The organism is Chryseobacterium viscerum (assembly GCF_025949665.1).
Classification (GTDB): domain Bacteria; phylum Bacteroidota; class Bacteroidia; order Flavobacteriales; family Weeksellaceae; genus Chryseobacterium; species Chryseobacterium viscerum_A.
In genome coordinates this window covers 1,675,215-1,699,792 of the sequence record NZ_JAPDFT010000001.1, presented here as the reverse complement: position 1 = coordinate 1,699,792, position 24,578 = coordinate 1,675,215, and the positions used below count along the sequence as shown (strand labels likewise).

Below are 24,578 nucleotides of genomic sequence, written 5' to 3'. Positions count from 1 at the left end.
AATATTTCGAACCTTTTAGAAGCTGCACAGCTTAAAGTTAATTATAATTCAAGCCATGCAACTTATTATTTTAAAGAATAGTACGGAAATTATTTAATCTCCGACTTTACACTTCTGCATGAAAGCATAGATTTTCCGTAGTATGGATTAGCAATCTGTTTTTCATCGCTTAGCCAGCTTCCGTCTGCCATCGGGCAATATTGAACGTAGACTGGTTTGTCAGAAAGTTTGAATTGTTTGGTCAGAGCAATCATATTGTCCGAAAGATTTAAAAAGGTCTCTCTTTGTGCAGCAACATTTCTCGCCTCAGAAATGACAGAGGCGTCTTTTCTGAGAACATTAAGATTTCCTTCCGAAACTACTTTATAATCAATTGCAGAAGCTGTTTTAATGAATTCTGCCGCAGCTTTTGAAGTTTTGTCAGCATCATCTGAAGCTAAAGCTGATTTGATAGCAATATAGTTCTGATACAGCTTAGAGACCTGAGCATCTTTTTTAGATTGTGCTGATAATGAAACGATTGAAAATAAAGATAATGCTGCTGTGATGATATATTTTTTCATTGTTTTAAATTTTAGAATTAATTTTTAATAAAGAATAATGGGTTACGCATCAGTAAATGCGTCAGGACATGTCGCCCGTAACAGTATAGGTTGTATTATACCTGAAACGACTGACAGATTCTAAATTCTAAAATTACAATGATTGATATAAATAGGTACCGGCCGGTATTCTGGCGGTGCATTGATCTGAATTTGAGTAAACTTCGTTGCAGAAAAAGATTTATCAATGAAAGTAAACTGATGTTTCACCGGAATATCTGAAACCGCACTTAAGAAATCAACGTTAAGATAATCAGATTTCTGAGAATCGTCTACTTTTACTATTTTGATTTCCGTTTTGCAGCATCCCTTTTTTTCCTTAACACCACATTTTGCACAGATGTCATCTGCTTTCTGGCTTACAGAAACAAATTCTTTCATACAATAATGAATGCTAAAAGCTGCTCCGGAAGAAAACCCGAAGTAGAAAATAGAAAACACTATGGCTAGAATCTTTTTCATTGGTAAGACAAAGGTAAAAATATCTCTGAAACCGTTGTTATAGAATTTGGTAATGTTGTTATAAAATTCTGGAAAATAAAAAGCTTCTGAAAATTCAGAAGCTTTTTATTTTATTATTTTCTCTCACAGATTAAGCAAATTAGGCAGATTTTCATGAAGGCCATTGCTTACATTTCAATTTTATAGTTTGAATTCCAGTTTTACATTAAAGAAACGTCCTGTAAGACGTACCGGAACCGGATACATATAATTGCTGTTATAATCTGTGATCCATTGGTTAGCAACAGTATTGTTGATGTTGAATGCGTTGAAAACCTGAACACCTAATGTCAGTTCCTCAAAATTACCCCAGAAACCGGATCTTTTATTTTTTTCTTTCGGATCGATAAATACCTTTGTCAATCCTAAGTCTACTCTTTTATAGGCAGGAAGAGTCTGCTGATAATTATAAGCTGAACCAAAATCAGGCTGTCCGTTACTGTTGAACATTACCGGAGCTCCTGTAGGTAATCCCATAGCATATACCAAAGTAAGATTTACACGCATAGACGGGAAACTTGGCATATAGTCCTGATAAAACATCGCAAACCTTAACCTCTGATCTGTAGGTCTCGGAATATCTCCTCTTCCATCAATATTCTCATATACTCTTGCATAACTCGCAGATAACCATGAATCTACACCAGGTACAAATTCACCAAATAATCTTGTATCAATACCATACGCATATCCTTTGGAATTATTCTGCCCTGAATAACGGATTCTTACATTATCCATATAATACGGGATAAGGTTATCCATTTTCTTATAATAAAGTTCCGTAGTCAGTTTAAATGGCCTGTCATACATCTGGAATTCATAATCATTGGCAAGAATGACCTGGATAGAGCGCTGCGATTTTATGTTAGAATTAAAATTACCGTCTAAATCTTTGATCTCTTTATAGAAGGGAGACTGATAATAGATACCCCCTGAAATTTTAAACAACATATCACTTTCCCAATCAGGCTTTATAGCAAACTGTGCTCTTGGAGAGAAAATAGTTTCTTTATTGAAACTCCAGTTGGCAACACGTACTCCCGCATTCACAAATACTTTACTGGCTCCCCAGTAGAACTTCTGTGAATACTGTGCGTATGCTGAAAGTCTTGTAGGTTCGATATTGTTTTGTCCGGCAATATAATAAGCAAGCTTAAGATCTCCTGTAGTTCCGGTTCTCGGATCGATAACTTCCGGTCTTGGAAGACTGTATCCTGCAGAATCTACCAATTTCCATTCATTAGTAAGATCTTTTAGGTTTTCTTTCTCATATTTAAATCCAACTTCAAAGTCAGTATTCACATTGGGAGAAAATTTAGCTCTGAACTGAGTTCCATATGTTCTTACAAATAAGTCGTTTCTTGCATGTTCTATCTGTCCACCAACATCAAAAGAGGTAACAGGCTGCTGTGTCACAGGATCAAATGTCTGAAGCTCGTATCCTGAATATATTGTATAATATTCTCTTTCCCTGTTCTGATAGGCAAAAGCATCCAAAGTAAGCTTCCATTTGTCAGTCGGCTTATAGTTCATGGAAAATGTACCCATCATATTCTTATACTGGTCATTTTCTTTACCTGTGTATCCTATATTTACTGTTATAGGCTGCTGAAGACTTCCAAATGTTACACTTTTTGCCTTAGGAATCATCTCATAATCATTCTTGGAATAATATCCGATGAATGACATGGAGAATTTATCACTGACATGATAATTCAGATAAGACTGGAAATCCCAGTACGTTGGATTAAAGTCAGTATCTTCTTTTAATGTATTAAGAACAAGATTGGTATTTCTGTATCTACCTGAAAATAAAGCCGTAAACTTCTTGTTTTTTGAAGCCAGGCCTGTAGTCAGTCTGCCTCCTATTAAACTGGCTTCTCCTGAAACTTCAAATTTTTCAGGTTCACGGTAATAGATATTTAAAGCAGAAGACATTTTATCACCATATTTGGCTTCAAATCCTCCTGCAGAGAAATTCACTGTAGAAACCATATCCGGATTGATGATACTCATTCCTTCCTGTTGTGAGTTTCTGATCAGGAAAGGTCTGTAAATCTCAATATCATTAATATAGATAAGGTTTTCATCATAGTTTCCACCGCGAACCATATATTGGGAAGACAGCTCGGTATTGGAGTTTACGGAAGGAAGTGTTTTAAGCAATCCTTCAATTCCACCGTTGATAGAAGCTACAGATTTTGCTTCTTTTGCTGAAATTCTCACATTGGTAAGGTCGTTGGTTCTTCCTGTTGTTTTTTTCTGGAAGACAACTTCCTCTATATCGGTCACTTTAGTGGTCGCTGTATCCTTTTTTCTTTGTTGGGAGAAAATCAGCATAGGGACCATAAGGCTTAGCGGTAAAACTAGTTTTTTCAAAAGAAATGTTTTAGAATTTCTAAAATTAATGTTTTTTTAACAATTACAAAATTGATTCTCTAATTCTTGTTAGTTTTTGTAACAAATCTTCTAATAAATCTAATCTTAACATGTTGGCACCATCAGATAATGCGGTTTCCGGTGTAGGGTGTGTTTCTATAAAAATTCCATCTGCACCTACTGCAATTCCTGCTTTGGCAACGGTTTCTATAAGATCCGGTCTTCCTCCTGTAACGCCTGAACTTTGATTAGGCTGCTGCAGAGAGTGAGTAACATCCAAAATAACCGGAGCGTACTCTCTCATCGTAGGAATTCCTCTGTAATCCACGATAAGGTCTGTATATCCGAAAGAATTTCCTCTTTCAATAATGGCTACTTTCTGATTGTTAGAATCTGTAATTTTCTGAACGGCAAACTTCATCGCTTCCGGTGAAAGGAACTGTCCTTTTTTCAACGTCACACATTTTCCTGTTTGTGCTGCTGCCACCAATAAATCCGTCTGACGTACAAGGAACGCGGGGATCTGTAAAACATCTACATATTGTGCCGCCAATGCTGCATGTTCATTTTCATGAATATCTGTTGTTGTAGGAATATTGAACGTCTCTCCTACTTTTTTAAGGATTTCAAGAGATTTCTCTTCACCAATGGTTGTGAAAGAGTCTACACGGCTTCTGTTGGCCTTTTTGAAGCTTCCTTTGAAAATATAAGGAATATTATATTTATCTGTAATACTGATTACTTTTTCAGCAATTCTCAATGCCATATCTTCCCCTTCAATAATACAAGGTCCGGCAATAAGGAAAAAGTTTTTTGAGTCTTTGTGCGAAATATTATCTAAATACTGAATCATTTTTGTTGTAATTAAAAAGTTCAGTAAAAATACTGAGAAAGTTTCAGACTTGGAAATTATTTGAAGGCTTTAACCATTCCTGATTACCGGTTATATTTTATTATTTTATAACTTTATACTATGAAAGCAAGAGAAACTTTGAAAGAATTTTATAATCTGCACGGAAAAGCACATGATCAGGATGCTCATTTCAGCGTATACCGAAGAGAGGATTTTGAGTGCAGCAAAAGCTTAAAACCTGTCTACCGAAGAGATTTCTATAAAATATCAATGATGTGTGAAGGAACGGGAATATTGAGCTATGCAGATAAATTCATCAAGATTGACCGCCCTTCCATTATATTTCTCAATCCGCTGATTCCTTATTCCTGGGAACCTGATTCTCCAGTGCAGACCGGTTATTTCTGCCTTTTTACCGAGGAATTTGTAAGCCCGGAACTTAAAAATCAAAGCCTGTCTCAATCATCCTTATTTAAAGCAGGTGGAAATCATGTATTTTTTCCTGATGAAACCAGTGTACAACTGTTGAGAAATATATATGAAAATATGCTGGATGAAGCGAAGTCTGATTATGAAAACAAGTACAGTCTTCTCAGAAACTATATCCAGATCATCATGCATGAGGCTATGAAAATGCAGCCACCTCAAGTGTATGATCAACATTCAAATGCTGCCGAACGTATCAGCACATTATTTTCAGAGCTTCTCGAAAATCAGTTTCCGGTTAGCCCCGATAATGTTATGCTATTAAAAAATGCTAATGAATTTGCCACCCAGCTGAACATACACACTAACCATCTGAATAAAGCACTCAGGGAAACAACCGGCCAGACAACTTCCAACTGGATTACCGGCCGGATCATCAAAGAAGCAAAATCCCTGCTTCAGTTCAGCACCTGGAGTATCAGCGAAATTGCTTACTGCCTTGGTTTTGAACATTCTTCCAATTTCATCATTTCGTTCAAAAAAAGAACCGGAGATTCCCCCAACCAGTTCAGAAAAAGAATTCTTTCCAAATCATAACCTTTGATTTGTTCTGCATAATTATTTTATAACAGCACTGCCGAACTTTGTGTCATCTAAATAACAAATTATGACACATTCAACTTTTCAAGGAAAAACAGCGCTTATCACCGGAGGTACTACAGGTATCGGGCTGGCTGCTGCACAACTATTTTTAAAAAACGGTGCGCGGGTAGTCATCGCCGGCCGAAGGGAAGAACAGGGGAATACAGCTTTAGAAACTCTTCGTTCAATAGATCATAATGTACATTTTGTACAGACAGATGTCTCAAAAAGTGACCAGGTTCAGCATCTGATTAATGAAACTATCAGGTACTTCGGGAAGCTAGATATTGCATTCAATAATGCAGGAATTGAAGGACAGTTTTCAAGTATTGATAACACTTCCGAAGAAGAATTTGACAAAGTAATGAATATCAATACCAAAGGCATCTGGCTAGCCTGCAAATACGAAATTGAACAGTTTAAAAAGCAAAAAACCGGAGGAGTAATCGTCAACACTTCTTCATGGCTGGCCAGAGGAGCATCTTACGGATCAGCAGTGTATTCAGCAAGTAAAGCTGCAGTAGACGGACTGACAAAGGCCTTGACCATTGAAACAGCATCTGAAGGAATACGTATCAACAGCATTCAGCCGGGATACATACGTACTCCTATGTTTGACAGATTTTTTCCGGGAGAAAACGCCGAGGAAGCAATAGAACCCTTAAAAAAACATGCCCCAATAGGACGTTTTGCAGCCCCTGAGGAAGTGGCAGAACTGGTTTTATGGCTAAGCAGCCCCGCTGCTTCTTTTCTAATGGGCGAAAGTATTCTGGTAGACGGAGGTTTAGCCATTGGAGGACAGCGATAAAATGAAAAATATCTTTTATTTCATTTTATGGGCAGCAAGTAATCACTTCAATGCACAGCAAACGGATAACAGCAGTTTTTTATTCACAAATACAGCAAAAGATCACACAATGAAACCAGCAAAATACAATCAATTATATCAGTATGGAATTGCAGATGCATTTATAAGTGGTCTTTATAAGGGAACACTTTCACTGGAAGAGTTAAAATCAAAAGGCGATTTCGGATTGGGTGCACCGGATATGCTGGACGGAGAACTTACAATTCTGGATGGGCAGATATATCAGACGAAAGCTACGGGCCAGACTATCACTCCGGAAGATCAGTTTAAAACCTCTCTGGCTTTTGTTACTTTTTTCAGACCGGATCATACTTTCACTATTGAAGGTAAGGTGGATCATCAATCTGCCCTACAGGAAATCAATAAAATTCTACCAGGTAAAAATTCAATGTTTGCCATTAAAATAAAAGGAAAATTTACCCATGTGAAAACCAGAGCTTTCCCTCCCGTAGAAAAAGAACCATTTCCTGCATTAACTTCTATTTCCGACAAACAGAAGATTTTTGATTTCTCAGATATTGAAGGTACTCTAGTTGGTTTTCATCTTCCCGAATATTTAAACGGCATTAATATCAAGGGTTTCCATTTTCATTTCATTTCGTCGGACAGAAAATCCGGTGGCCATGTTCTGGATTTTGAAGGTGAAAATGTAAAGGTATCTGTAGCCGCATTAAAAAGGTTCCATCTTGAAACTCCTGAAAGTAAAGATTTCCAGAATTTCCAATTTGAACATAAAAGTAATGAGGCATTGGAACAACTGGAGCAGCGAAAATAATCCAGACAGATTTTAAATATTGAAAAAGTAGGTTTCATATAGTAATGAACCTGCTTTTTTTAATTCATTTTTTTCAGAATCTTTTCAAAGGTATTCACATTCCTGCTGGTAAACTGATCTTTAAGACTTTTCTTTCCCAAAACCTTCCCAAAGGTAGAATCTAAGGTATTTCCTTTCGGAACCTGCCAGTAAAATAGATCATTGATAATTTCTGCCTTTTCATTTTCTGCCTGAGCCGCTTTCTGAAACTCCTCCATCAGAACTTTTTCAACGCCCGGAATACCGACAAAGCTGTAAATGTGGAAGTTTTCATTTTTTTCAAAAGGAATACTGTTCCAGAAAACCTCTGTCTCTGCCTGAGATTTTACAAACAGAAAGGCTTCATAAAAAAAATGATCAGACATGGCTTTTTCCAGAATTGTCTTTAAATCCTCCACACTCTTGTCTGAAGAAAATACAATGTTTCCGGAAGCTAATATTGAACTTACGTCTTTCATACCAGCATCTTTAAAAACCTGGCATACATCAGCCATTTTCATATTGGTTCCTTTTACGTTGACACCACGGAGAAAAGCACAGTATTTCATTTTTTTTTAGGGATTAGGGATTAGATACTAGGTTGCAGGGTTTGTATTGGGTTTGAGAGTTTGAGGGTATTAGAGTGAAAGAGTTAAGTTGTTTTGGGACTTAGTTTCTAAATTCTTTCAATTTTTCAATCTTTTAATCAACCCTAATGTACAAATTATAGTCTGTTCCGGAAGGTTTCAGGTTGTAAATTTTTTCTAAAATCTTATTGTCACTTTTCAGATGATCTTTTACTCTGAATTCTTTCAGAAGTTTATAGTGAGTTTTATAGTACTCTGAATTTGTATTACTCTCTTCGTATAGATTTTGGTAAGAAAGAAGATATTTCGGTTTTCTTGTCTTTACGGTATTGATCCAGTAATTTACTTTATCCTTTTTAATTTCTTCCTGAATCTGCTTATCCACTAATCCTACCTCATCAATTGTTTTTAATCCTGAAAAATAAGGTACATAACCAGCAGGTTCCAATAGTATCCACTGATTTTTATCTTTTTCAAATTGATTTAAAAATGTTCCAATCGTTCTTCGGTAGTTCCACTCACCATTTCCAGTTGCAATACAGTGAACAGTCTGGAAAACAAGCATTGGGAAAATATAGAAAATAACAAGCAATGAGAGCCATAGGTTTCTCTTCTCTTTCTGTTCCAGCACAAAAATAAGAACAGGAACGAAAAGCAGCAGCTGCGGTACCCAGTAATACCAATCGAACAAGCTTTTCTGAGAAATAAAAATAATCTGTTTTGTCCATCCGAAAAGAAAAATCATCCACAAAAAGTAGTTTCTTTTCTCACGTTGTCTGATCAGATAAATAAAGCAAAGTAACTCAAAAATCAATATTACAACAGTCATAGGGTTGAAATCTCCGGGAACTTTCAGCATTCCCCAGAAGTTTCCGAAACTCTTAAAAAAGTAACCAATATGCTGTTGGATTGTAAAGTTCTCGCTATAAAGAAGTTTTTTTGCTGTAATGGTATTATTCACCAATTCGCCGAAGTAAAACCAATTGAAAGCAACCGTAGATAAAACACCAAAAACACCTCCAAAAATATAATTCCATCTGATTTTTCTGTTCCAGAATAGATCTACGAGAAATACAATTCCCAGAAATATCACGGTATCAATCCTCGTAAACATAATTAACACAGGAAGAAGTGTCAACACCCATTTTTTTCCTTTATGAAATCCATAATACAACAATGCCATTTCCAGGAAAAACAGTATTCCATACTCCATTCCGAGAATTGAAATTTTAATAGCTGGTGGTAAAATGCCGATCAGAAATATAAAGATTGCCTTATGCCACGGGTTTTTAAGAACCAAATGAGAAAGCAGTAAAGTTCCTATCGTAAACAGTATAGAATTAAAAATCAAAAGAGGTTCAATAAAGTTTTCTTTTCCAAAAACAAGATTGAAAAGGTAAGATACAAAAACATAAAAATGGGTGGTAGATGCAGAAATTTTAGCATCTCCATTGAACCCGATTACGCCGTAATCCAGTAGATTCTGAGCCACTCTCCAGGTAATAAATGCATCTTCCTGGATATAATGTGTCAATAAAAAAAGAAGTTTAAAAGCAACCGTAGCAATTACAGCATAGATAGGGAACCTGCTATTTTTTGTTTCAGCCATTCTGTATTTTTAATTTCACAAATATAACCTTAATATTCAGGATTCCCAATAATAAAAAAACGGAACCGAAGTTCCGTTTTAAAATATTTTATTTTGTTGCTTTGATAATTGCTGTCGTTATCTGATTTTCTTTTTCCTTTGAATAAGTAGAATCATAAGGCTCCATCACATCAAATAAATACTGATAGAATGGTGTAATCTGCTGTACATTTTCAGACTCCTTCATTGCCTTCTCTTTACCCATTTCCTGAAGATCTTTTACAAATACATTGAACTTCTTATCAATAGGTTCTATAGATTTTACCAGATAAGCATATGCTTTTTCTTTCTGTCCGATTTTCGTATAAGCATCCGTTACTGCAGCTACTACAAGAGAATATTCCATAGGTTTTGTTCTCATTTGTCTTCTCAGGTAGCTTTGATCTGCTTTGGAAAGGCTTAAATAATAATCATATTCTTCAAAGATTCCTTTTTTAAGAACCTCAGCAATCTGAAGACCTTTCTGCTCCTGTCCAGCAATAATGTATCCTGATACAATTGAGCTTAATGAACGAGGGTCGTTATATTTCTCAGCAGGAATTTCTTTTGCTGCAAGATCCAGAATTTCTAATGCTTTAGCTTTCTGTCCGTTTAATGCAAGTGCTGCGGCAGCTCTGCTCGCGGACATTCTATAGCTGATGATATTAGAAGTTGCTGTTTCATCAAAGTGAGCATTCAGATTCTTGAAGTTCCCCCATCTGAAGTTTTTCACTACATTATAAAGAGAATTAGCATCTACTCTTCCCATATCTCCATCAGCTGTTGGAGGGGTTTGGATAGGAATTAATCTGTAGCTGAATCCGTCAAACTGAAGATAATCATTCAGATAGAAAATATTCTCACTGTCATAAATACCTCCTGATGAGAAGTTGATTGGACGCTTCCAGTCGAAGTTTGCTAAAAGATCCATCAAAATCAGGTTGTTCTTATACAATGTATTTCCTTTGTAAGTAATCATGATCTGATTAGCCACTTTTGAAAGATCTTCTTTGTTGATGATTCCTGCTTTTAAAGCATTTTCTTTATTTACAGGAAGAATGAATTTGTTGACCGGAAGAATGTTATATTTTTCAAATTTCTCTTCCCCAAAATACATTTTCAACAATTCGTCTTTTTCAGGAGATTTGAACTTAATGAAATTAATCGCTTCTTTCAATGTTAAAGAATCCTGAGTAAGATACTTTCTGAAAGACTGGAATTCTGTTTCCGGAGCTCCCTGCTCTTTCAACATAGAGAAAACACCTTCCCAATCTTCTTTCTTCATCATGTAGATCTGGTCATTTACACCATCTCTGTAATCTTCGTGTGTCAGCTGGCTAGGGATTCCCATAGCGTTATAAGTTCTCCTTTTTATCTGGTCAAGATTCCATGGAGTTGAAGCAAGGGTAAAGTTCACTACCTTCACATCATCTCTGAATCTTTCTGTTTCCTGGATTGCCCAAACCGGGTAAGTATCATTATCTCCGTAAACGAAAAGGATATCGTTTTTCGGTAATGATTTTAAAACTGAATATGCGTAATCGTAAGCTGTATATCTGTTGCTTCTGTCATGAACATTGTAGTTCTGGAAGCCCATCATGAAAGGTACACCTAATAAAACCACTCCCAAAGCAATGTTTGCTCCGTTTGATTTTATTTTAGACTGTAAGAACCATAGAATTGCTCCTGCTCCCATACCAATCCATATCGCAAATGCGTAGAAAGAACCTACCATTGCATAATCTCTTTCTCTCGGTTCAAAAGGTTTTACCCCTGTATAGAAAACAATACCTACACTTGTTAAAATAAATAAAGATAACAGTGCATAGAATCTTCCGAAGTCTCTATTTAGTTGGAAAAAGAATCCAATCAGACCTAAAATTAACGGAAGGAAGAAGAATTTTACCGTACTTTCATTTTTGAATTTAGCAGGCATTTTATCCTGGTTTCCTACCGTTACGTTATCTATAAAAGGAATTCCGGAAATCCAGTTTCCTTTTGTGCTTTCCATATTTCCTTCAAGGTCATTCTGTCTTCCTACATAATTCCACATCAGGTATCTTACAAAGTAATACCCGTTCTGGAAAGAAATGAAATACTCCATATTCTGAAGGAATGATGGCTTCTGAACATTGATAAGGTTATAAGGTTTTACTTTCAGATAATCTGCTGCAGTGATTGACTTGTCTTCATATTTTGCTCTCAGCTCGTCAAAGATCTGCTTAGCCTGTGGATTATCTGCCACATCTTCATTAGCATAATTGAATGTAAAATCAGGAGCACCATACATTGAAATATAGTTAGCCATTACATCCTTGTCCTCATTAAACATTCTCGGCATTAAGCTTACCTGAGATTTGTTGAAGACATAGTTGAAACGATCTCCGGTCTTTCTGTAAGTCCCGGTTTTTTCATCTTTTTCGTAAATTTCTCCTGTTTTTTGAGTCTTAAAGCTTCCGTCTTCGTTCTTCTCAATTCCGTTAGCATCAAGGAATGCTGTATAGTTTTGTCCGTAGATTGTAGGCCAGTCACCATACTGCTCTCTGTTATAATAATCCAACATACCAATTGCAGTATCCGGATCATTAAGGTTCATCGGCGGATTAGCATTGGCTCTGATAGGAATAACCATCCAGCAAGAGAATCCGATCATCATAAAAACCACAGATAATGCTGCAGTCTGGTAGATATTTTTCTTTGCTTTCTTTGCATATTTGATTAAGAAATAGCAGATCGCTACCATTAAAACAAAAGCGGCAATCGTTCCGGAATGGAAAGGAAGTCCAAGACCATTCACGAAGAAAATCTCAAGTCTTCCGAACATAGTCATAATCAAAGGGAAGATAATTTTGAAAACAATAATCAAAATCCCCAATGTGATAAGGTTTGCCCAGATAAAGTTTTTCCAGGTAAACTTATAGTTTCTTGCATAATATACCAGACATACTGCAGGAATTGCCAGCATACCCATCATATGCACTCCTACCGAAAGTCCTAAAACGAAGAAAATAAGAATAATCCATCTTTCACTGTCTCCCGCTTTGTACTCATTTTCCCATTTGGTGATTAACCAGACCAAAAGCGCGATAAACATAGAAGCCATAGAGTAAACCTCTCCCTCTACTGCCGAGAACCAGAATGTATCTGAAAAGGTAAAGCAAAGTGCTCCCACAGCTCCGGCAAATAAAATAGAGATTTCCTGATGTTTTGTAATTTCTTCAAAATCTTTGTTTAAAAGTCTTCTCACAAAGTGTGTGATCGTCCAGAACAAAAATAAAATAGTCAGCGCACTGAACAATGCAGACATCGCGTTGATCACGATAGAATAATTTTCGCCTTTCCCTAATGCAAAAATGGCTGCCACGGCACCCACTATCTGGAATAAAGCAGCTCCGGGAGCGTGCGTTACTTCAAGTTTTACTGCAGAAGAAATGTACTCGCCACAATCCCAAAAACTGAAATTGGGTTCTATGGTGGACAAGTACGTGAAAAACGCAATGACGAAAATCACCCATCCTGAAACGGTGTTCCATTGCCTAAAAGTCCAATTTTTCATAGTATTAAATCAATTATGCGAAAATAAGGCTTTTATCTTATTTTATGCGGGTTTTAACAAAATTTAAAAATTTTGGCGTAGTATTTGCGATTATAGACGTGTCAAAACTGTAAATACGAAAATAACTTTTTACAAAACTATGCCCTAGAAATCAAACAAAAGTTTAGTAATTATTTATTTTTTTGTATTTTTGCAGTCAGATTTTTATTGAAAATAACAAATAATGAGTAATGTTTACGATAATATTCTTGGCCTGATAGGACACACTCCGATGGTGAAGCTAAATACTGTTACAAAAGATATTCCAGCAACCGTTTATGCCAAGTTAGAATCATATAATCCTGGACATTCCACCAAAGACCGAATCGCACTTCACATTATAGAGAACGCAGAGAAAAAAGGCCTTTTAAAAGAAGATTCTGTAGTTGTAGAAACTACATCCGGTAATACTGGGTTTTCTATTGCGATGGTATGTATCATTAAGGGATATAAGTGTATTCTTGCAGTAAGTGATAAAACAAAACCTGAAAAAATTGCTTATCTGAAAGCATTGGGAGCTACGGTATATATATGCCCGGCCAATGTACCGGCAGATGATCCGAGATCATACTATGAAGTCGCTAAAAGAATCGCCCAGGAAACTCCTAATTCTATTTACATCAATCAATATTTTAACGAGTTGAATATTGATGCGCACTATCAGACTACAGGTCCAGAGATCTGGGAACAAACAGAAGGTAAGATCACTCACCTTTTTGCCTGTACAGGAACTGGTGGTACGCTATCCGGTTCTGCTAAGTTTTTGAAGGAAAAAAATCCGGATATCAAGATTATTGGTGTGGATGCAGATGGTTCTATACTGAAAAGCTATCACGAGACAGGAGAAATCCATAAAGAAGATGTACATCCTTATCAGATTGAGGGAATGGGTAAAAACCTGATCCCCGCTGCCCTGCTTTTCGACAAGGTAGATGAATTTGTAAGGGTAAATGATGAAATGTCCGCGTACAGGACCCGCGAAATTGCTTTGAAAGAAGCCATTATGGGAGGTTATACTACCGGAGCTGTGACGCAGGGATTAATGCAGTATGCCCAGTCTCATGAGCTTACAGAAAATGACCTGATTGTTTTAATATATCCTGATCATGGTTCCAGATACATCACTAAAGTATACAGTGATAAATGGATGGCTGAGCAGGGATTTGTCAACAACTGTGTTCACAATTATGACGAAGTTTTCAAAACAGAGTTTATCAAATAAAAACGAATAAAATCACAATACAATAAAGCCTTTTGCGTGTTCAGACAAAAAAGGCTTTATTACTTAAAAATTACGATACAATGTTGGATATTTTTGAAAGAATAAAAGAAAATCCAGGACCACTTGGACAATTTGCAGATTATGGTGAAGGCTATTTTATTTTCCCAAGATTAGAGGGACCTATCGGCCCTAGAATGCAGTTTCAGGGTAGAGAAGTAATTTTCTGGAGTGCCAATGACTATTTAGGATTGTGTAATCATCCTGAAGTTATAGAAGCAGATGCAAAAGCAGCTGCAGAATATGGAATGTTCTATCCAATGGGAGCAAGAGCAATGTCTGGAGAAACAGATCAGCACCTTCAACTGGAAAGAGAATTGGCAGACTTCGTAAAAAAAGATTCAGCATACTTATTGAATTTCGGTTACCAGGGAATGGTTTCTACCATTGATGCTTTGGTGAGCAGAAATGACGTTATTGTTTATGATATGGATTCTCATGCCTGCATCGTGGATGGAGTAAGACTTCATTCCGGGAAAAGATTTACCTACAAGCACAATGATATGGCAAGTCTTGAGAAAAACCTTCAGAGAGCAACTAAGGTAGCTGAAGAAACAGGAGGAGGTATTCTTGTTATTACAGAAGGGGTTTTCGGAATGAGAGGCCAGCAGGGGAAAATCAAAGAAATCTGCGATCTTAAATCTAAATACCAGTTCAGACTATTGGTAGATGATGCACATGGTTTCGGGACACTTGGTAAAACAGGTGCCGGTGTAGGTGAAGAACAGGACTGTAATGACCAGATTGATGTATACTTCTCTACGTTTGCTAAATCAATGGCTGGTTTCGGAGCATTCCTTGCGGGTGACAAAGAAATCATCAGATATCTGAAGTTCAACCTGAGATCACAAATCTTTGCAAAATCTCTTACAATGCCAATGGTAATAGGAGGATTGAAAAGACTGGAACTGTTGAGATCTAAACCTGAGATCAAAGCTAAACTTTGGGAGAATGTCTACAAACTACAAAACGGACTTAAAGAAAGAGGATTCAACATTGGAGACACCAACACTTGCGTAACTCCGGTAATGATGCAGGGAACTCCGGTAGAAGCAACTTTATTAGTAAAAGACTTAAGAGAGAATTACGGTATCTTTACATCTGTTGTGGTATATCCGGTCATTCCGAAGGGAATGATTCTTTTAAGATTAATTCCTACCGCTTCTCATACAGATGCAGAGATTAATGAAACTCTGGCCGCATTTGAAGCGATTCATGATAAATTAGTAAGTGGTTACTATAAAGAGCAGGAACAAAAATTACTGCAGGAACAAGGATTAAGTTTTAAACCGATTTAATTTAAGAATAAAAAAAACCACTGATTGATTCAGTGGTTTTTTATTTAAATAACGATAACAACACATGAAACTCAGAGGTTATGCATTGGGGATTCTGTCAGCCGTTTCATATGGGCTGATTCCGATTTTTATTCTGCCTATCAAGCAGGCACATTTTTCGTTGGATATTACTCTGTTCTATAGATTTTTCTTTTCAGCCTTAATGGTTGGAGGATATTTGTTGTATTCCAAAGAAAGTTTTAAAATTAATAAAAAAGAAGCGTTAATCCTGGCCATACTTGGAGTCTGCTATGCTCTTTCTTCAGAGTTCCTGTTTTTAGGATATGACTTCCTTACTGCCGGAATTGCCTCTACCGTTTTATTTATTTATCCGGTTATCGTAGCCTTGATTATGTTTTTCTTTTATAAGGAGAAACTTAGCAGATTATCAGTTATTTCTCTATTTCTGGCATTCACCGGAGTTATTGTTTTATGCTTAAAAGGAAACGGATTGGAAATCAATTTTACAGGATTGGGAATTGTAATGCTCAGTTCATTATTCTATGCGCTGTATATGGTTATCGTTAACAAATCGAATATGAAGGTTTCCGGATTTAAGCTTACTTTCTACTCTATGGTTTTCACATCTATGTTCTTTATAACCAAAGCTGTGGCTGCTAATGAATCGTTCGCTATTCCTTCAGTAGAAATCTTTCTTAACTTCCTTATTTTTGCATTCCTTACTACCGTTATCTCCAGCCTCTGTCTTGTCTATGCAATCAAATATATCGGCTCTACTCCTGTATCTATTTTAGGTGCTCTGGAGCCTGTTGTTGCTGTATTAATCAGTGTCTTAATGTTTCATGAAAGGTTCACTTCTAATCTGCTTATCGGGATTACTTTAATCCTTTTTGGAGTTACGCTTAATGTGATTGGTGACCAAAAGAAAATAGGTCACGCCTAGAAATTATATTGATTGACTGATATATAAAAATAATACAAAAGCCGGGCTTCTTCATGAATCCGGCTTTTTGTATTGCTTAGGCAAGCATTTCTTATAATTTTGACTGGGCTTCCGCAAGGCTCACCGTTTTTCCCAATGCCCCAAATTCATGCAGATCTCCAAAAACTTCAATACGAATCGACTGATCAATCCCTCCTACTTTTAAAGGATCAAATCCTGCATTTTTAATAACATCTTCAACATCCTTATCAATTGCCGCATCGTCTGAAGCATAAAACAATACTACTTTTTCAGGATTTCTGTTAGAAGCTCCCGCAAGACTTTCTGCCCCCAATGTTCCGAATGCCTTTACTAGTTTAGCACCTTGAGGAAGTACAGCTCTGTTAAGCTCCCCGGCAGATTCTTTTTCTCCAATAATCTTTTTAAATCCACCATTTCCATCCGGAGCAATAGGATTTGAGACATCAATAATAGTTTTTCCTTTCAGAATGTCTCCGTGATCATTAAAAAAGTCCTTAAAAGCACCAAACCATATTGCAGGTATAATAATATCTGCAGTATTGATCGCCTGAGCAATATCCATACTTTGAGCAAGCCCATTGGACTGTTGGGCAAAGTCAGCAGACTCTTCATTATTTCTTGATGCTACAATCACCTCGTGGCTGTTATTAATTAAATCACCTGCAATTGCTTTTCCAATATTTCCAAGACCGATTACGGCCACTTTTTTTAATGTTTCCATTTTCTTTTGATTTTTAATATTTATCTATGTCAAAATTAGCAGGAAAACTATCCAAAAAAGAGCAAACTAGTTTAAGAAATCATCTTGACATTTGGTAAGATGAATCGTTAAACTAGTTTCATATAAAGTATAACATCAGCTTTTTATTCTTCTCTGTCGGATCTTGCTTAAAAACTGTGGTGTAATTCCAAGATAGGATGCAATCTGTGTATTGGGAAGCCTGTTGGCCAACTGAGAATAATGTTTGAGAAAAAACTCATATTTTTCTTCTCCAGTTGCACTTATATTCTGAAGCACCCGATTTTGAAGCTCTATAAATTTTTGTTCGATAATTACTCTGAAGTTTCTGTCGAATTTGGGATAATAGGTATAAAGATACCAAAGGTCATTTTTTTCTATTTGCAAAACAGTAGACGTTTCAAGAGCAGCAATATACAACTGACTTGGTTTTTTATTATGAAAACTGTCTATATCCACAATCCAGTCGTTTTCTGCTGCAAACTGAAGATTATGTTCTTCTCCGTTATCATCTACATTGTACATTTTTAGACACCCTGAAACTACAAATGTATAATATTGACAAACCTCGTTTTCTTTCAGGATAAACTGTTTTCGCTTGATTCTCCTTTCTACAAACCGTTCGTTCAATACCTCAATTTCTTTCTTTGAAAGCGGAATATAGCTTTTAAAATATTCTACAAGCGGAATAGTTTCTTTTGACATTGTAAATAAAACTTGTTATACAGATCCTGAATAAATCACCATGACAATATATCAAAAAAAACCGAACCAGACATGCACATGAAGAGTTTCAAAAAAATAATATCAAAATACAAACTCAATTATGTTCTTTTTTATATCAAAAATAATCAAACAGTGCACAAATTCAAAAAACAGATTATTTGTGAAAAAATATAATATTTGAACTTAAAAAAACATCTATAAGAAAAATATTTGAAAAAATAAATACTTTACTTTCTGGCATAACAAAATTTATCTGATTATATTGCATCTGTCTATTAATAGGTGTTTCCCCACTGAACAGACTAATGTATATACTTTTAAAAGCCGATGAAAGAATTGCAAAAACTCACCAAAGATCAATTATATAAAAGACTCAAAGAAAAATCCGATAATCTATATACCATTGCTCATGAAGCCCTGGAAAACAATTTCTTCAATGAAAGCTCTTTAGATGAAGAAAGTCTTGCCGAGTTTCTTGAAATGCTGGATGATGAAACAGCAGAAAAAATAAAAGATGCTTCACTTCACATTAATAATGAAGATGACGCTCCGGAGATTGTGCTTATAGAAAACGAAAACAACACTTCCCTTGAATTGATTACCGAAGAAAATGAGGGCTATAAAATCATTTTCATAGAAGGCGATATTCATTTATCCAAAACCCTTTTTGTTGAAGACTATATCGTGCTCATTGCAACAGGTAATATACAGGCAGAAAATATCATCATCAACGGTTCACTTTACTGTGCCGGAAATGTTACCTGCAAAGTATTATTCGGAGCATCAGGCAATGATAATGAAACATACATCGGTGGAAGTATTATGACTTCCCTCATAGCAGAAAACGGGCATTACACCGTTGCGGAAGGAAATATATATTCAAGATATTTAATTAGTTTTCATAACGAAATAATAGGAAAAACCGGAAAGTTCATCGAAAATATCAGCCTGGAAAAGCCTAGTGAAATTGGTCTGCTGAATCCCGAAATTCTTGACGAAGACGGATATTTTGATGAAGATTCTTTTTTAAACTTTATCGATACCAATCCTTCTGATGCCTTATTTGTTAAACCGACTAACTTGTTTTGATACAGCATATATCTCAGCCTTTATCATTCTGCAGGAAGTAATTTATTATTTTACCATCCCACTTTAGTTTCCTATGGGGTGCATCACTGTTTATAATCAGGAGAAAAAATTTTTTTCTAAAAAAACTTTAGAATAACTTTGCAAAAAATTTCTGTTGAAAGACCTGCTTCTTATTACTCCGCCTTTTACCCAACTTAATACTCCTTATCCTGCAACGGCTTATATTAAAGGATTTTTAAATACCCAAAATATTTCCAGTTATCAGGTAGATTTGGGGATCGATGTTATTTTGGAATTATTCTCAAAAGACGGAATTCAGAAGGTTTTCAGCAAAAAAATTGATCCTCAGGATACGTCTGAAAATTCTCAGAGAATCTATGCCTTAAGAGAAGAATACATCAAAACCATAGATCAGGTTATTCTGTTTTTACAGGACAAAACACCCACCTTGGCAAGACAGATCTGCAGTATGAATTTCCTTCCTGAAGCTTCACGTTTCAACCAGCTGGATGATATGGAATTTGCTTTTGGAAATATGGGTCTTCAGGATAAAGCAAAACATCTGGCAACCTTATATTTAGAAGACATATCAGATTATATTGTTGAAAATATTGATGCTGATTTTGGTTTCAGCAGATATGCAGAACGATTGGGAAAAAGTGCCAATTCTTTTGATGAATTGTATTCAAAACTATCCGGAGGTTCAACATTTATTGATGAATTTACTTTAAAAATTCTTCGTGAAAAAATTGAAGAGATTCAGCCGAAACTGGTTTGTTTTTCAATCCCTTTTCCCGGCAATCTGTACTCCGCTTTCAAATGTGCACAATGGATCAAAAAGTATTACCCTCACATTAAAATTGCGATGGGCGGAGGTTTCCCCAACACCGAATTAAGAGAAATTAAAGATCAGAGAGTTTTTGAATTCTTTGATTTCATTACTTTAGATGACGGTGAACTTCCTATTGAACTTCTTCATCAAAATTTAGAAACTTCCAATGGAGAAAGTGAATTTAAGAGAACTTTTCTTCTCGAAAACCAGGAAGTTGTTTATAAGAATAATTCTAAAAGACACGATTACAAACAGGCTGATATTGGTACTCCCGATTATACGGATTTAAGGCTTGATCAATATATTTCCGTTATCGAAATCGCTAATCCCATGCACAGTTTATGGAGTGACGGAAGATGGAATAAGCTGACAATGGCACATGGATGCTACTGGGGAAAATGTACATTCTGTGATATTTCTTTAGACTATATCAAAATCTATGAACCTATTTCTGCTAAAATCCTGGTAGACCGAATTGAAGAACTGATCAGAACAACTGGTGAGACAGGATTCCATTTTGTGGATGAAGCCGCACCGCCTGCCTTGATGAGAGAGGTTGCTTTGGAAATTCTCCGAAGAAATCTTGTCGTTACCTGGTGGACGAATATCCGTTTTGAAAAAAGCTTCACCCGCGATTTATGCTACCTCCTTAAACTTTCGGGATGCGTTGCTGTTTCCGGAGGTCTTGAAGTAGCCAGTGACCGATTGTTGAAATTAATTGACAAAGGAGTTTCTGTAGAACAGGTTGCCAATGTAACAAGAAATTTTACAGAAGCCGGAATTATGGTACATGCTTATCTGATGTATGGCTACCCTACCCAAACTGTTCAGGAAACAGTTGACTCTTTAGAAATGATTCGACAGATGTTTGAAATGGGAATTCTTCAAAGTGGTTTCTGGCATCAGTTTGCGATGACTGCCCATTCACCTGTTGGAATGAACCCTGAGGATTTTGGAGTAGTTCCGGTAAAACAAGAAATTCTGTTTGCCAATAACGATATAGACTTTCAGGATAAAACCGGAATTGATCATAACAAGTTCAGTTTCGGATTAAAAAAATCTTTGTTCAATTTTATGCATGGAGTGAATTTCGAACTTCCGCTTCAGGAATGGTTTGATTTTAAAATTCCGAGAACAACTATTCACCCGGATTATATTCACGATTGTCTTTTAGAAAATGAACAGTTTCAATTGAAGGCAAACTCAAAAGTTGTCTTTCTGACCAAAAATGTAATCGCTGAGAATCGCGTAAAAAATAAAAAGAAATATTCTGGTACGTATACGATCCTTACGTTCCACCTAAAAACCAATATTGTAAAGGTTGAGCTGGAACAGGAGAAAGCAGAATGGCTGGTGAATGTATTGGAAGAGAATTCTATTGAAAATTTTAAAAAACCTACTATTCAACAACTTAAGATTCAATTCGAGGAAAGTTTTGATGATTTTGAGCTATTCTGGTTCTCAAAACCAATGCAGCAACTGAAGGAAAATGGAGTGATTTTAAGTTTATAAAAATTTTCAATTTTTTCTCAGAGATTTTTGAAATTACTGAATTTTTTTTATTTTTTATTTTTCTGAACAAATAACGTCTGTTTCTATTGAATTACAATCTCCCACAGATTTCACGGATTACACAGATTTTTATTTTGCCTTAAAAGAACAAAATCTTCTATTTTTCATACCAAAGGAATCAAATCCAAATTTCTGACACTACATAATGAAATGGCAAAATATTCCCCTCCTTCGGAGGGGTGGCAAAAATTCAAAGAATTTTTGACGGGGTGGTTAGTAAAGATTAATGAGGTTTCAATAAGTTTTGGCTAAAGCCATTGGAAATTTTATATTTTTTTAATTAGGAGTCTCTTTTGATACAGCACCCACCGATACTTTTTCCTGTATTTTAATAAAATTAGGATCCATAATAGCCATTCGTTCAGCTAATGCTTTGTAGGTTGGAAACTTCAGGATAGAAGCTCTGCCGGACATTTCTTTATAAATTGTGAAAGACTTTCCGCCTGCTGTTTTTAATTGTTTTGTGGTAGTAATATATCTACCGATAAGCTTGCTTTTGGCATCATAGATCTCAATATCTATAGATGTCTTATCCATGATGGTATCTTGTGAACCGAAACTTACAGGCAGATTGGTAAAATATCCCACTGGAACGCCATTACTCAGGATCTCTCCCACTTTATTGACCTCAATATTCAGCTTATCTATTTTCTTCCTGATAGTGTAAGCATCTTTGGTTTTAGTGTCCAGTTTTCTTTTGGGAACATTTGAAAAAATCTCATCGAGGTTTTTCACATTGATACCTTTATTATCAATTATTTTAAGATCCTTAACCGAAGTAAAGACTGCTGACTTTTCTTCACCGGAGAATGCAGAGGGTGATGAATAATCAATCTCAATTGTCTTATCTCTGTTGTATACTCTATTGATACTGATATAACTGTCGCGAACAGAATCAACGATACTTTTATCAATGAATTTTATAGTATACATCGGGGTTTCCTTCAGATCCATAAACGTATATTCGCTGGATTTGTTGGACAGTTTCGCTACCGGAATGCCATCCAGATTGATAATTCCTCTCTTGGTTTTGATATTCTGAGCATGAAGGAAAACACCCAGAACTGTAAATAATATGATTATGCCTCTCTTCATACAATCAGACTTTTACAAATAAAAAAAGTGTAACACAAAGTTACACTTTCTTGAAAATATATTTAGCTTTTCATTTAATTATTCACAAAGGATAATACCTTTATCATGATTAAATTCTACAACACCGCTTTTGATAGCATAAGCAAAAACAGAGTCTTTTCCAGCTTCTTTGGTAAAGTTTTTAGCAAAAGCCTCATCAATAGAATTAGCATAAAGCTTTACATTACCTCCGATCAAAGAAGAAACAATTCCCGCGTGGTTTTTCATGATGTGAAATTCACCATTTTTTCCAGGCAACAATACTGAGTCTACTTCTCCTTCAAAAACTACGTATTCTGGTGTTAAAATTTTTATATTCATTTTAATTTAGATTTGAAGATTTCAGATTTCAGATTTCAGACAACCTTAAAGTCTCATGTCTGGTATCTTTTATCTTTATGTCTAATTATTAAGCGTTTTCAGCTAACATTTTTTGTCCTGCTTCGATAGCTTCTTCGATAGTTCCTTTCAAGTTGAAAGCAGCTTCTGGTAAGTGATCTAATTCACCATCCATAATCATAGTAAATCCTTTGATTGTATCTTTGATATCTACTAATGATCCTGGGATACCTGTAAACTGTTCTGCTACGTGGAAAGGCTGAGATAAGAATCTCTGAACTTTTCTTGCACGGTATACAACAGATTTATCTTCTTCAGAAAGTTCTTCCATACCAAGGATTGCAATGATATCCTGAAGAGCTTTGTATCTCTGAAGGATTTCTTTTACTCTTTGAGCACAGTCATAGTGTTCCTGACCGATAACTTCCGGAGCAAGGATTCTTGAAGTAGAAGCTAATGGATCTACCGCTGGGTAAATACCTAATGAAGCAATCTTTCTGTCAAGTACCGTAGTTGCATCCAAGTGAGCAAACGTAGTTGCAGGAGCCGGGTCAGTTAAGTCATCCGCAGGTACGTATACCGCCTGTACTGAAGTAATTGAACCATTTTTAGTTGAAGTAATTCTTTCCTGCATCGCACCCATTTCAGAAGCAAGAGTTGGTTGGTAACCTACCGCTGATGGCATACGACCAAGAAGTGCAGATACCTCAGAACCAGCCTGTGTAAAACGGAAGATGTTATCTACGAAGAAAAGTACATCTCTACCTTGTCCGCTTTCTCCACCGTCTCTATAGTACTCAGCTAATGTAAGACCAGAAAGTGCTACTCTAGCTCTTGCACCTGGCGGCTCGTTCATCTGTCCGAAAACGAATGCAGCTTTAGAATCTTTCATAGCTTCTAAGTCTACTTTAGAAAGGTCCCAACCTCCGTTTTCCATAGAGTGCATGAAATCATCACCATACTTGATAATACCTGATTCCAACATCTCTCTTAAAAGGTCATTTCCTTCTCTCGTTCTTTCACCTACTCCGGCGAATACAGAAAGACCTCCGTGTCCTTTTGCAATATTGTTAATCAACTCCTGGATCAATACAGTTTTACCTACACCGGCACCACCGAACAAACCAATTTTACCTCCTTTTGCGTAAGGCTCAACTAAGTCGATTACTTTAATACCTGTAAATAAAACTTCTGCAGAAGTTGAAAGTTGATCAAATTTTGGAGCTGGTCTGTGAATTGGTAGACCACCTTCCTTAGAAATATCTTGAAGTCCGTCGATAGCATCACCAACAACGTTGAATAGTCTTCCGTTTACAGCCTCTCCGATTGGCATCATAATAGGATTTCCGAATCCAATTACGTCCTGCCCTCTTTTAAGACCGTCAGTAGCGTCCATTGCGATACATCTTACTGTATCTTCGCCAATATGTTGTTCTACCTCTAAAACTACTTTTTCACCGTTTTCTTTTGTAATTTCTAACGCGTCATAGATTGCTGGAACAGCTTCCACATCTGTGAAGACAACGTCGATTACCGGACCAATAATTTGAGAAATTTTACCTTTAATTTGGTTTGCCATTGCTAAATTTTTTCTTGGTGCAAATATAGTGATTCTTCATAAACCCGCAATTGGTAAAAAAAAGATTTTTATCATGCTTTTGAGAATAGATTATTTTAGTATTATAACGATATAATGATGAACCAGTGCTGCAATATTAAGGTTATAGGTATTA

General features: G+C 36.1%; 20 protein-coding genes. 8 read left to right on the top strand and 12 right to left on the bottom strand.

Features of this window, described 5'->3' with window-relative positions; genetic code table 11:
* Window positions 1–89 precede the first annotated feature (89 nt).
* From OL225_RS07710 to kdsA, 4 genes are all read right to left on the bottom strand, one after another.
* On the bottom strand, window positions 90–563 hold the full coding sequence (locus tag OL225_RS07710) for a DUF3347 domain-containing protein (RefSeq protein WP_264517837.1): 474 nt from the start codon (window positions 561–563) through the stop codon (window positions 90–92).
* 120 nt (window positions 564–683) lie between these two features.
* A complete protein-coding gene (locus OL225_RS07705) occupies window positions 684–1,064 on the bottom strand; it encodes an HYC_CC_PP family protein (RefSeq protein ID WP_264517836.1) in 381 nt (126 codons plus the stop codon).
* 180 nt (window positions 1,065–1,244) lie between these two features.
* Window positions 1,245–3,482 carry a TonB-dependent receptor plug domain-containing protein gene (locus tag OL225_RS07700; RefSeq protein ID WP_047374572.1) on the bottom strand — a complete coding sequence of 746 codons (2,238 nt, stop codon included), beginning with the start codon at window positions 3,480–3,482 and terminating at the stop codon, window positions 1,245–1,247.
* Window positions 3,483–3,525: 43 nt separating this feature from the next.
* Window positions 3,526–4,335 carry a 3-deoxy-8-phosphooctulonate synthase gene (gene kdsA, locus OL225_RS07695; RefSeq protein ID WP_264517835.1) on the bottom strand — a complete coding sequence of 270 codons (810 nt, stop codon included), beginning with the start codon at window positions 4,333–4,335 and terminating at the stop codon, window positions 3,526–3,528.
* Window positions 4,336–4,455: 120 nt separating this feature from the next.
* Between kdsA and OL225_RS07690 the strand changes: the two genes are divergently transcribed.
* The 3 genes from OL225_RS07690 (at window position 4,456) to budA (ending at window position 7,046) form a co-directional block, all read left to right on the top strand.
* On the top strand, window positions 4,456–5,358 hold the full coding sequence (locus tag OL225_RS07690) for an AraC family transcriptional regulator (RefSeq protein WP_264517834.1): 903 nt from the start codon (window positions 4,456–4,458) through the stop codon (window positions 5,356–5,358).
* A 70-nt stretch (window positions 5,359–5,428) separates the two neighbouring features.
* The gene (locus tag OL225_RS07685) at window positions 5,429–6,211 is read left to right on the top strand and encodes an SDR family NAD(P)-dependent oxidoreductase (protein ID WP_264517833.1); all 783 of its coding nucleotides are present in this window, start codon (window positions 5,429–5,431) and stop codon (window positions 6,209–6,211) included.
* A 1-nt stretch (window position 6,212) separates the two neighbouring features.
* A complete protein-coding gene (gene budA, locus OL225_RS07680; RefSeq protein ID WP_264517832.1) occupies window positions 6,213–7,046 on the top strand; it encodes an acetolactate decarboxylase in 834 nt (277 codons plus the stop codon).
* A 59-nt stretch (window positions 7,047–7,105) separates the two neighbouring features.
* On the opposite strand, the gene OL225_RS07675 is transcribed toward budA, so the two are convergent.
* The 3 genes from OL225_RS07675 to OL225_RS07665 form a co-directional block, all read right to left on the bottom strand.
* The gene (locus OL225_RS07675; RefSeq protein ID WP_264517831.1) at window positions 7,106–7,633 is read right to left on the bottom strand and encodes a DUF1697 domain-containing protein; all 528 of its coding nucleotides are present in this window, start codon (window positions 7,631–7,633) and stop codon (window positions 7,106–7,108) included.
* A gap of 133 nt (window positions 7,634–7,766) precedes the next feature.
* Window positions 7,767–9,260: a hypothetical protein gene (locus OL225_RS07670; protein ID WP_047374559.1), complete on the bottom strand. Its 1,494-nt coding sequence runs from the start codon at window positions 9,258–9,260 to the stop codon at window positions 7,767–7,769.
* An 88-nt stretch (window positions 9,261–9,348) separates the two neighbouring features.
* Window positions 9,349–12,834 carry a DUF2723 domain-containing protein gene (locus tag OL225_RS07665; protein WP_264517830.1) on the bottom strand — a complete coding sequence of 1,162 codons (3,486 nt, stop codon included), beginning with the start codon at window positions 12,832–12,834 and terminating at the stop codon, window positions 9,349–9,351.
* Window positions 12,835–13,057: 223 nt separating this feature from the next.
* Here OL225_RS07665 and OL225_RS07660 point away from each other — a divergent pair, with 223 nt between their 5' ends.
* From OL225_RS07660 to OL225_RS07650, 3 genes are all read left to right on the top strand, one after another.
* On the top strand, window positions 13,058–14,095 hold the full coding sequence (locus OL225_RS07660; RefSeq protein WP_047374554.1) for a PLP-dependent cysteine synthase family protein: 1,038 nt from the start codon (window positions 13,058–13,060) through the stop codon (window positions 14,093–14,095).
* Window positions 14,096–14,178: 83 nt separating this feature from the next.
* Complete coding sequence (locus OL225_RS07655; RefSeq protein WP_264518691.1) at window positions 14,179–15,450, top strand: aminotransferase class I/II-fold pyridoxal phosphate-dependent enzyme; 1,272 nt, start codon at window positions 14,179–14,181, stop codon at window positions 15,448–15,450.
* Between the two features lie 64 nt (window positions 15,451–15,514).
* The gene (locus OL225_RS07650) at window positions 15,515–16,393 is read left to right on the top strand and encodes a DMT family transporter (protein WP_264517829.1); all 879 of its coding nucleotides are present in this window, start codon (window positions 15,515–15,517) and stop codon (window positions 16,391–16,393) included.
* Window positions 16,394–16,484: 91 nt separating this feature from the next.
* Here OL225_RS07650 and OL225_RS07645 read toward each other — a convergent pair whose 3' ends face one another.
* Both OL225_RS07645 and OL225_RS07640 read right to left on the bottom strand, forming a co-directional pair.
* Complete coding sequence (locus tag OL225_RS07645; protein WP_264517828.1) at window positions 16,485–17,135, bottom strand: NADPH-dependent F420 reductase; 651 nt, start codon at window positions 17,133–17,135, stop codon at window positions 16,485–16,487.
* Between the two features lie 135 nt (window positions 17,136–17,270).
* The gene (locus OL225_RS07640; protein ID WP_047374549.1) at window positions 17,271–17,858 is read right to left on the bottom strand and encodes a Crp/Fnr family transcriptional regulator; all 588 of its coding nucleotides are present in this window, start codon (window positions 17,856–17,858) and stop codon (window positions 17,271–17,273) included.
* 348 nt (window positions 17,859–18,206) lie between these two features.
* On the opposite strand from OL225_RS07640, the gene OL225_RS07635 reads away from it, so the two are divergent.
* Window positions 18,207–18,968 (top strand): hypothetical protein, encoded by a 762-nt coding sequence (locus OL225_RS07635; protein ID WP_047374547.1) that lies wholly within the window; start codon window positions 18,207–18,209, stop codon window positions 18,966–18,968.
* 154 nt (window positions 18,969–19,122) lie between these two features.
* Window positions 19,123–21,312, top strand: coding sequence for a B12-binding domain-containing radical SAM protein (locus OL225_RS07630; RefSeq protein ID WP_264517827.1), 2,190 nt, complete (start codon window positions 19,123–19,125; stop codon window positions 21,310–21,312).
* A 336-nt stretch (window positions 21,313–21,648) separates the two neighbouring features.
* Here the strand turns inward: OL225_RS07630 and OL225_RS07625 are convergent, their stop codons facing one another.
* From OL225_RS07625 to atpD, 3 genes are all read right to left on the bottom strand, one after another.
* Window positions 21,649–22,467: a hypothetical protein gene (locus OL225_RS07625; protein WP_047374543.1), complete on the bottom strand. Its 819-nt coding sequence runs from the start codon at window positions 22,465–22,467 to the stop codon at window positions 21,649–21,651.
* A gap of 78 nt (window positions 22,468–22,545) precedes the next feature.
* On the bottom strand, window positions 22,546–22,827 hold the full coding sequence (locus tag OL225_RS07620; protein ID WP_047374542.1) for a FoF1 ATP synthase subunit delta/epsilon: 282 nt from the start codon (window positions 22,825–22,827) through the stop codon (window positions 22,546–22,548).
* Window positions 22,828–22,915: 88 nt separating this feature from the next.
* Window positions 22,916–24,424 carry a F0F1 ATP synthase subunit beta gene (atpD, locus tag OL225_RS07615; RefSeq protein WP_047374540.1) on the bottom strand — a complete coding sequence of 503 codons (1,509 nt, stop codon included), beginning with the start codon at window positions 24,422–24,424 and terminating at the stop codon, window positions 22,916–22,918.
* Window positions 24,425–24,578 lie beyond the last annotated feature (154 nt).

What these genes read in the sequence shown, in the direction of transcription:
- OL225_RS07675 (WP_264517831.1), bottom strand. Translation starts at nt 7,633, where the DNA reads ATGAAATACTGTGCTTTTCTCCGTGGTGTCAACGTAAAAGGAACCAAT.
- OL225_RS07690 (WP_264517834.1), top strand. Translation starts at nt 4,456, where the DNA reads ATGAAAGCAAGAGAAACTTTGAAAGAATTTTATAATCTGCACGGAAAA.
- OL225_RS07710 (WP_264517837.1), bottom strand. Translation starts at nt 563, where the DNA reads ATGAAAAAATATATCATCACAGCAGCATTATCTTTATTTTCAATCGTT.
- OL225_RS07685 (WP_264517833.1), top strand. Translation starts at nt 5,429, where the DNA reads ATGACACATTCAACTTTTCAAGGAAAAACAGCGCTTATCACCGGAGGT.
- OL225_RS07625 (WP_047374543.1), bottom strand. Translation starts at nt 22,467, where the DNA reads ATGAAGAGAGGCATAATCATATTATTTACAGTTCTGGGTGTTTTCCTT.
- OL225_RS07640 (WP_047374549.1), bottom strand. Translation starts at nt 17,858, where the DNA reads ATGTCAAAAGAAACTATTCCGCTTGTAGAATATTTTAAAAGCTATATT.
- OL225_RS07670 (WP_047374559.1), bottom strand. Translation starts at nt 9,260, where the DNA reads ATGGCTGAAACAAAAAATAGCAGGTTCCCTATCTATGCTGTAATTGCT.
- OL225_RS07620 (WP_047374542.1), bottom strand. Translation starts at nt 22,827, where the DNA reads ATGAATATAAAAATTTTAACACCAGAATACGTAGTTTTTGAAGGAGAA.
- OL225_RS07635 (WP_047374547.1), top strand. Translation starts at nt 18,207, where the DNA reads ATGAAAGAATTGCAAAAACTCACCAAAGATCAATTATATAAAAGACTC.
- OL225_RS07650 (WP_264517829.1), top strand. Translation starts at nt 15,515, where the DNA reads ATGAAACTCAGAGGTTATGCATTGGGGATTCTGTCAGCCGTTTCATAT.
- OL225_RS07645 (WP_264517828.1), bottom strand. Translation starts at nt 17,135, where the DNA reads ATGGAAACATTAAAAAAAGTGGCCGTAATCGGTCTTGGAAATATTGGA.
- OL225_RS07660 (WP_047374554.1), top strand. Translation starts at nt 13,058, where the DNA reads ATGAGTAATGTTTACGATAATATTCTTGGCCTGATAGGACACACTCCG.
- kdsA (WP_264517835.1), bottom strand. Translation starts at nt 4,335, where the DNA reads ATGATTCAGTATTTAGATAATATTTCGCACAAAGACTCAAAAAACTTT.
- OL225_RS07665 (WP_264517830.1), bottom strand. Translation starts at nt 12,834, where the DNA reads ATGAAAAATTGGACTTTTAGGCAATGGAACACCGTTTCAGGATGGGTG.
- OL225_RS07705 (WP_264517836.1), bottom strand. Translation starts at nt 1,064, where the DNA reads ATGAAAAAGATTCTAGCCATAGTGTTTTCTATTTTCTACTTCGGGTTT.
- atpD (WP_047374540.1), bottom strand. Translation starts at nt 24,424, where the DNA reads ATGGCAAACCAAATTAAAGGTAAAATTTCTCAAATTATTGGTCCGGTA.
- budA (WP_264517832.1), top strand. Translation starts at nt 6,213, where the DNA reads ATGAAAAATATCTTTTATTTCATTTTATGGGCAGCAAGTAATCACTTC.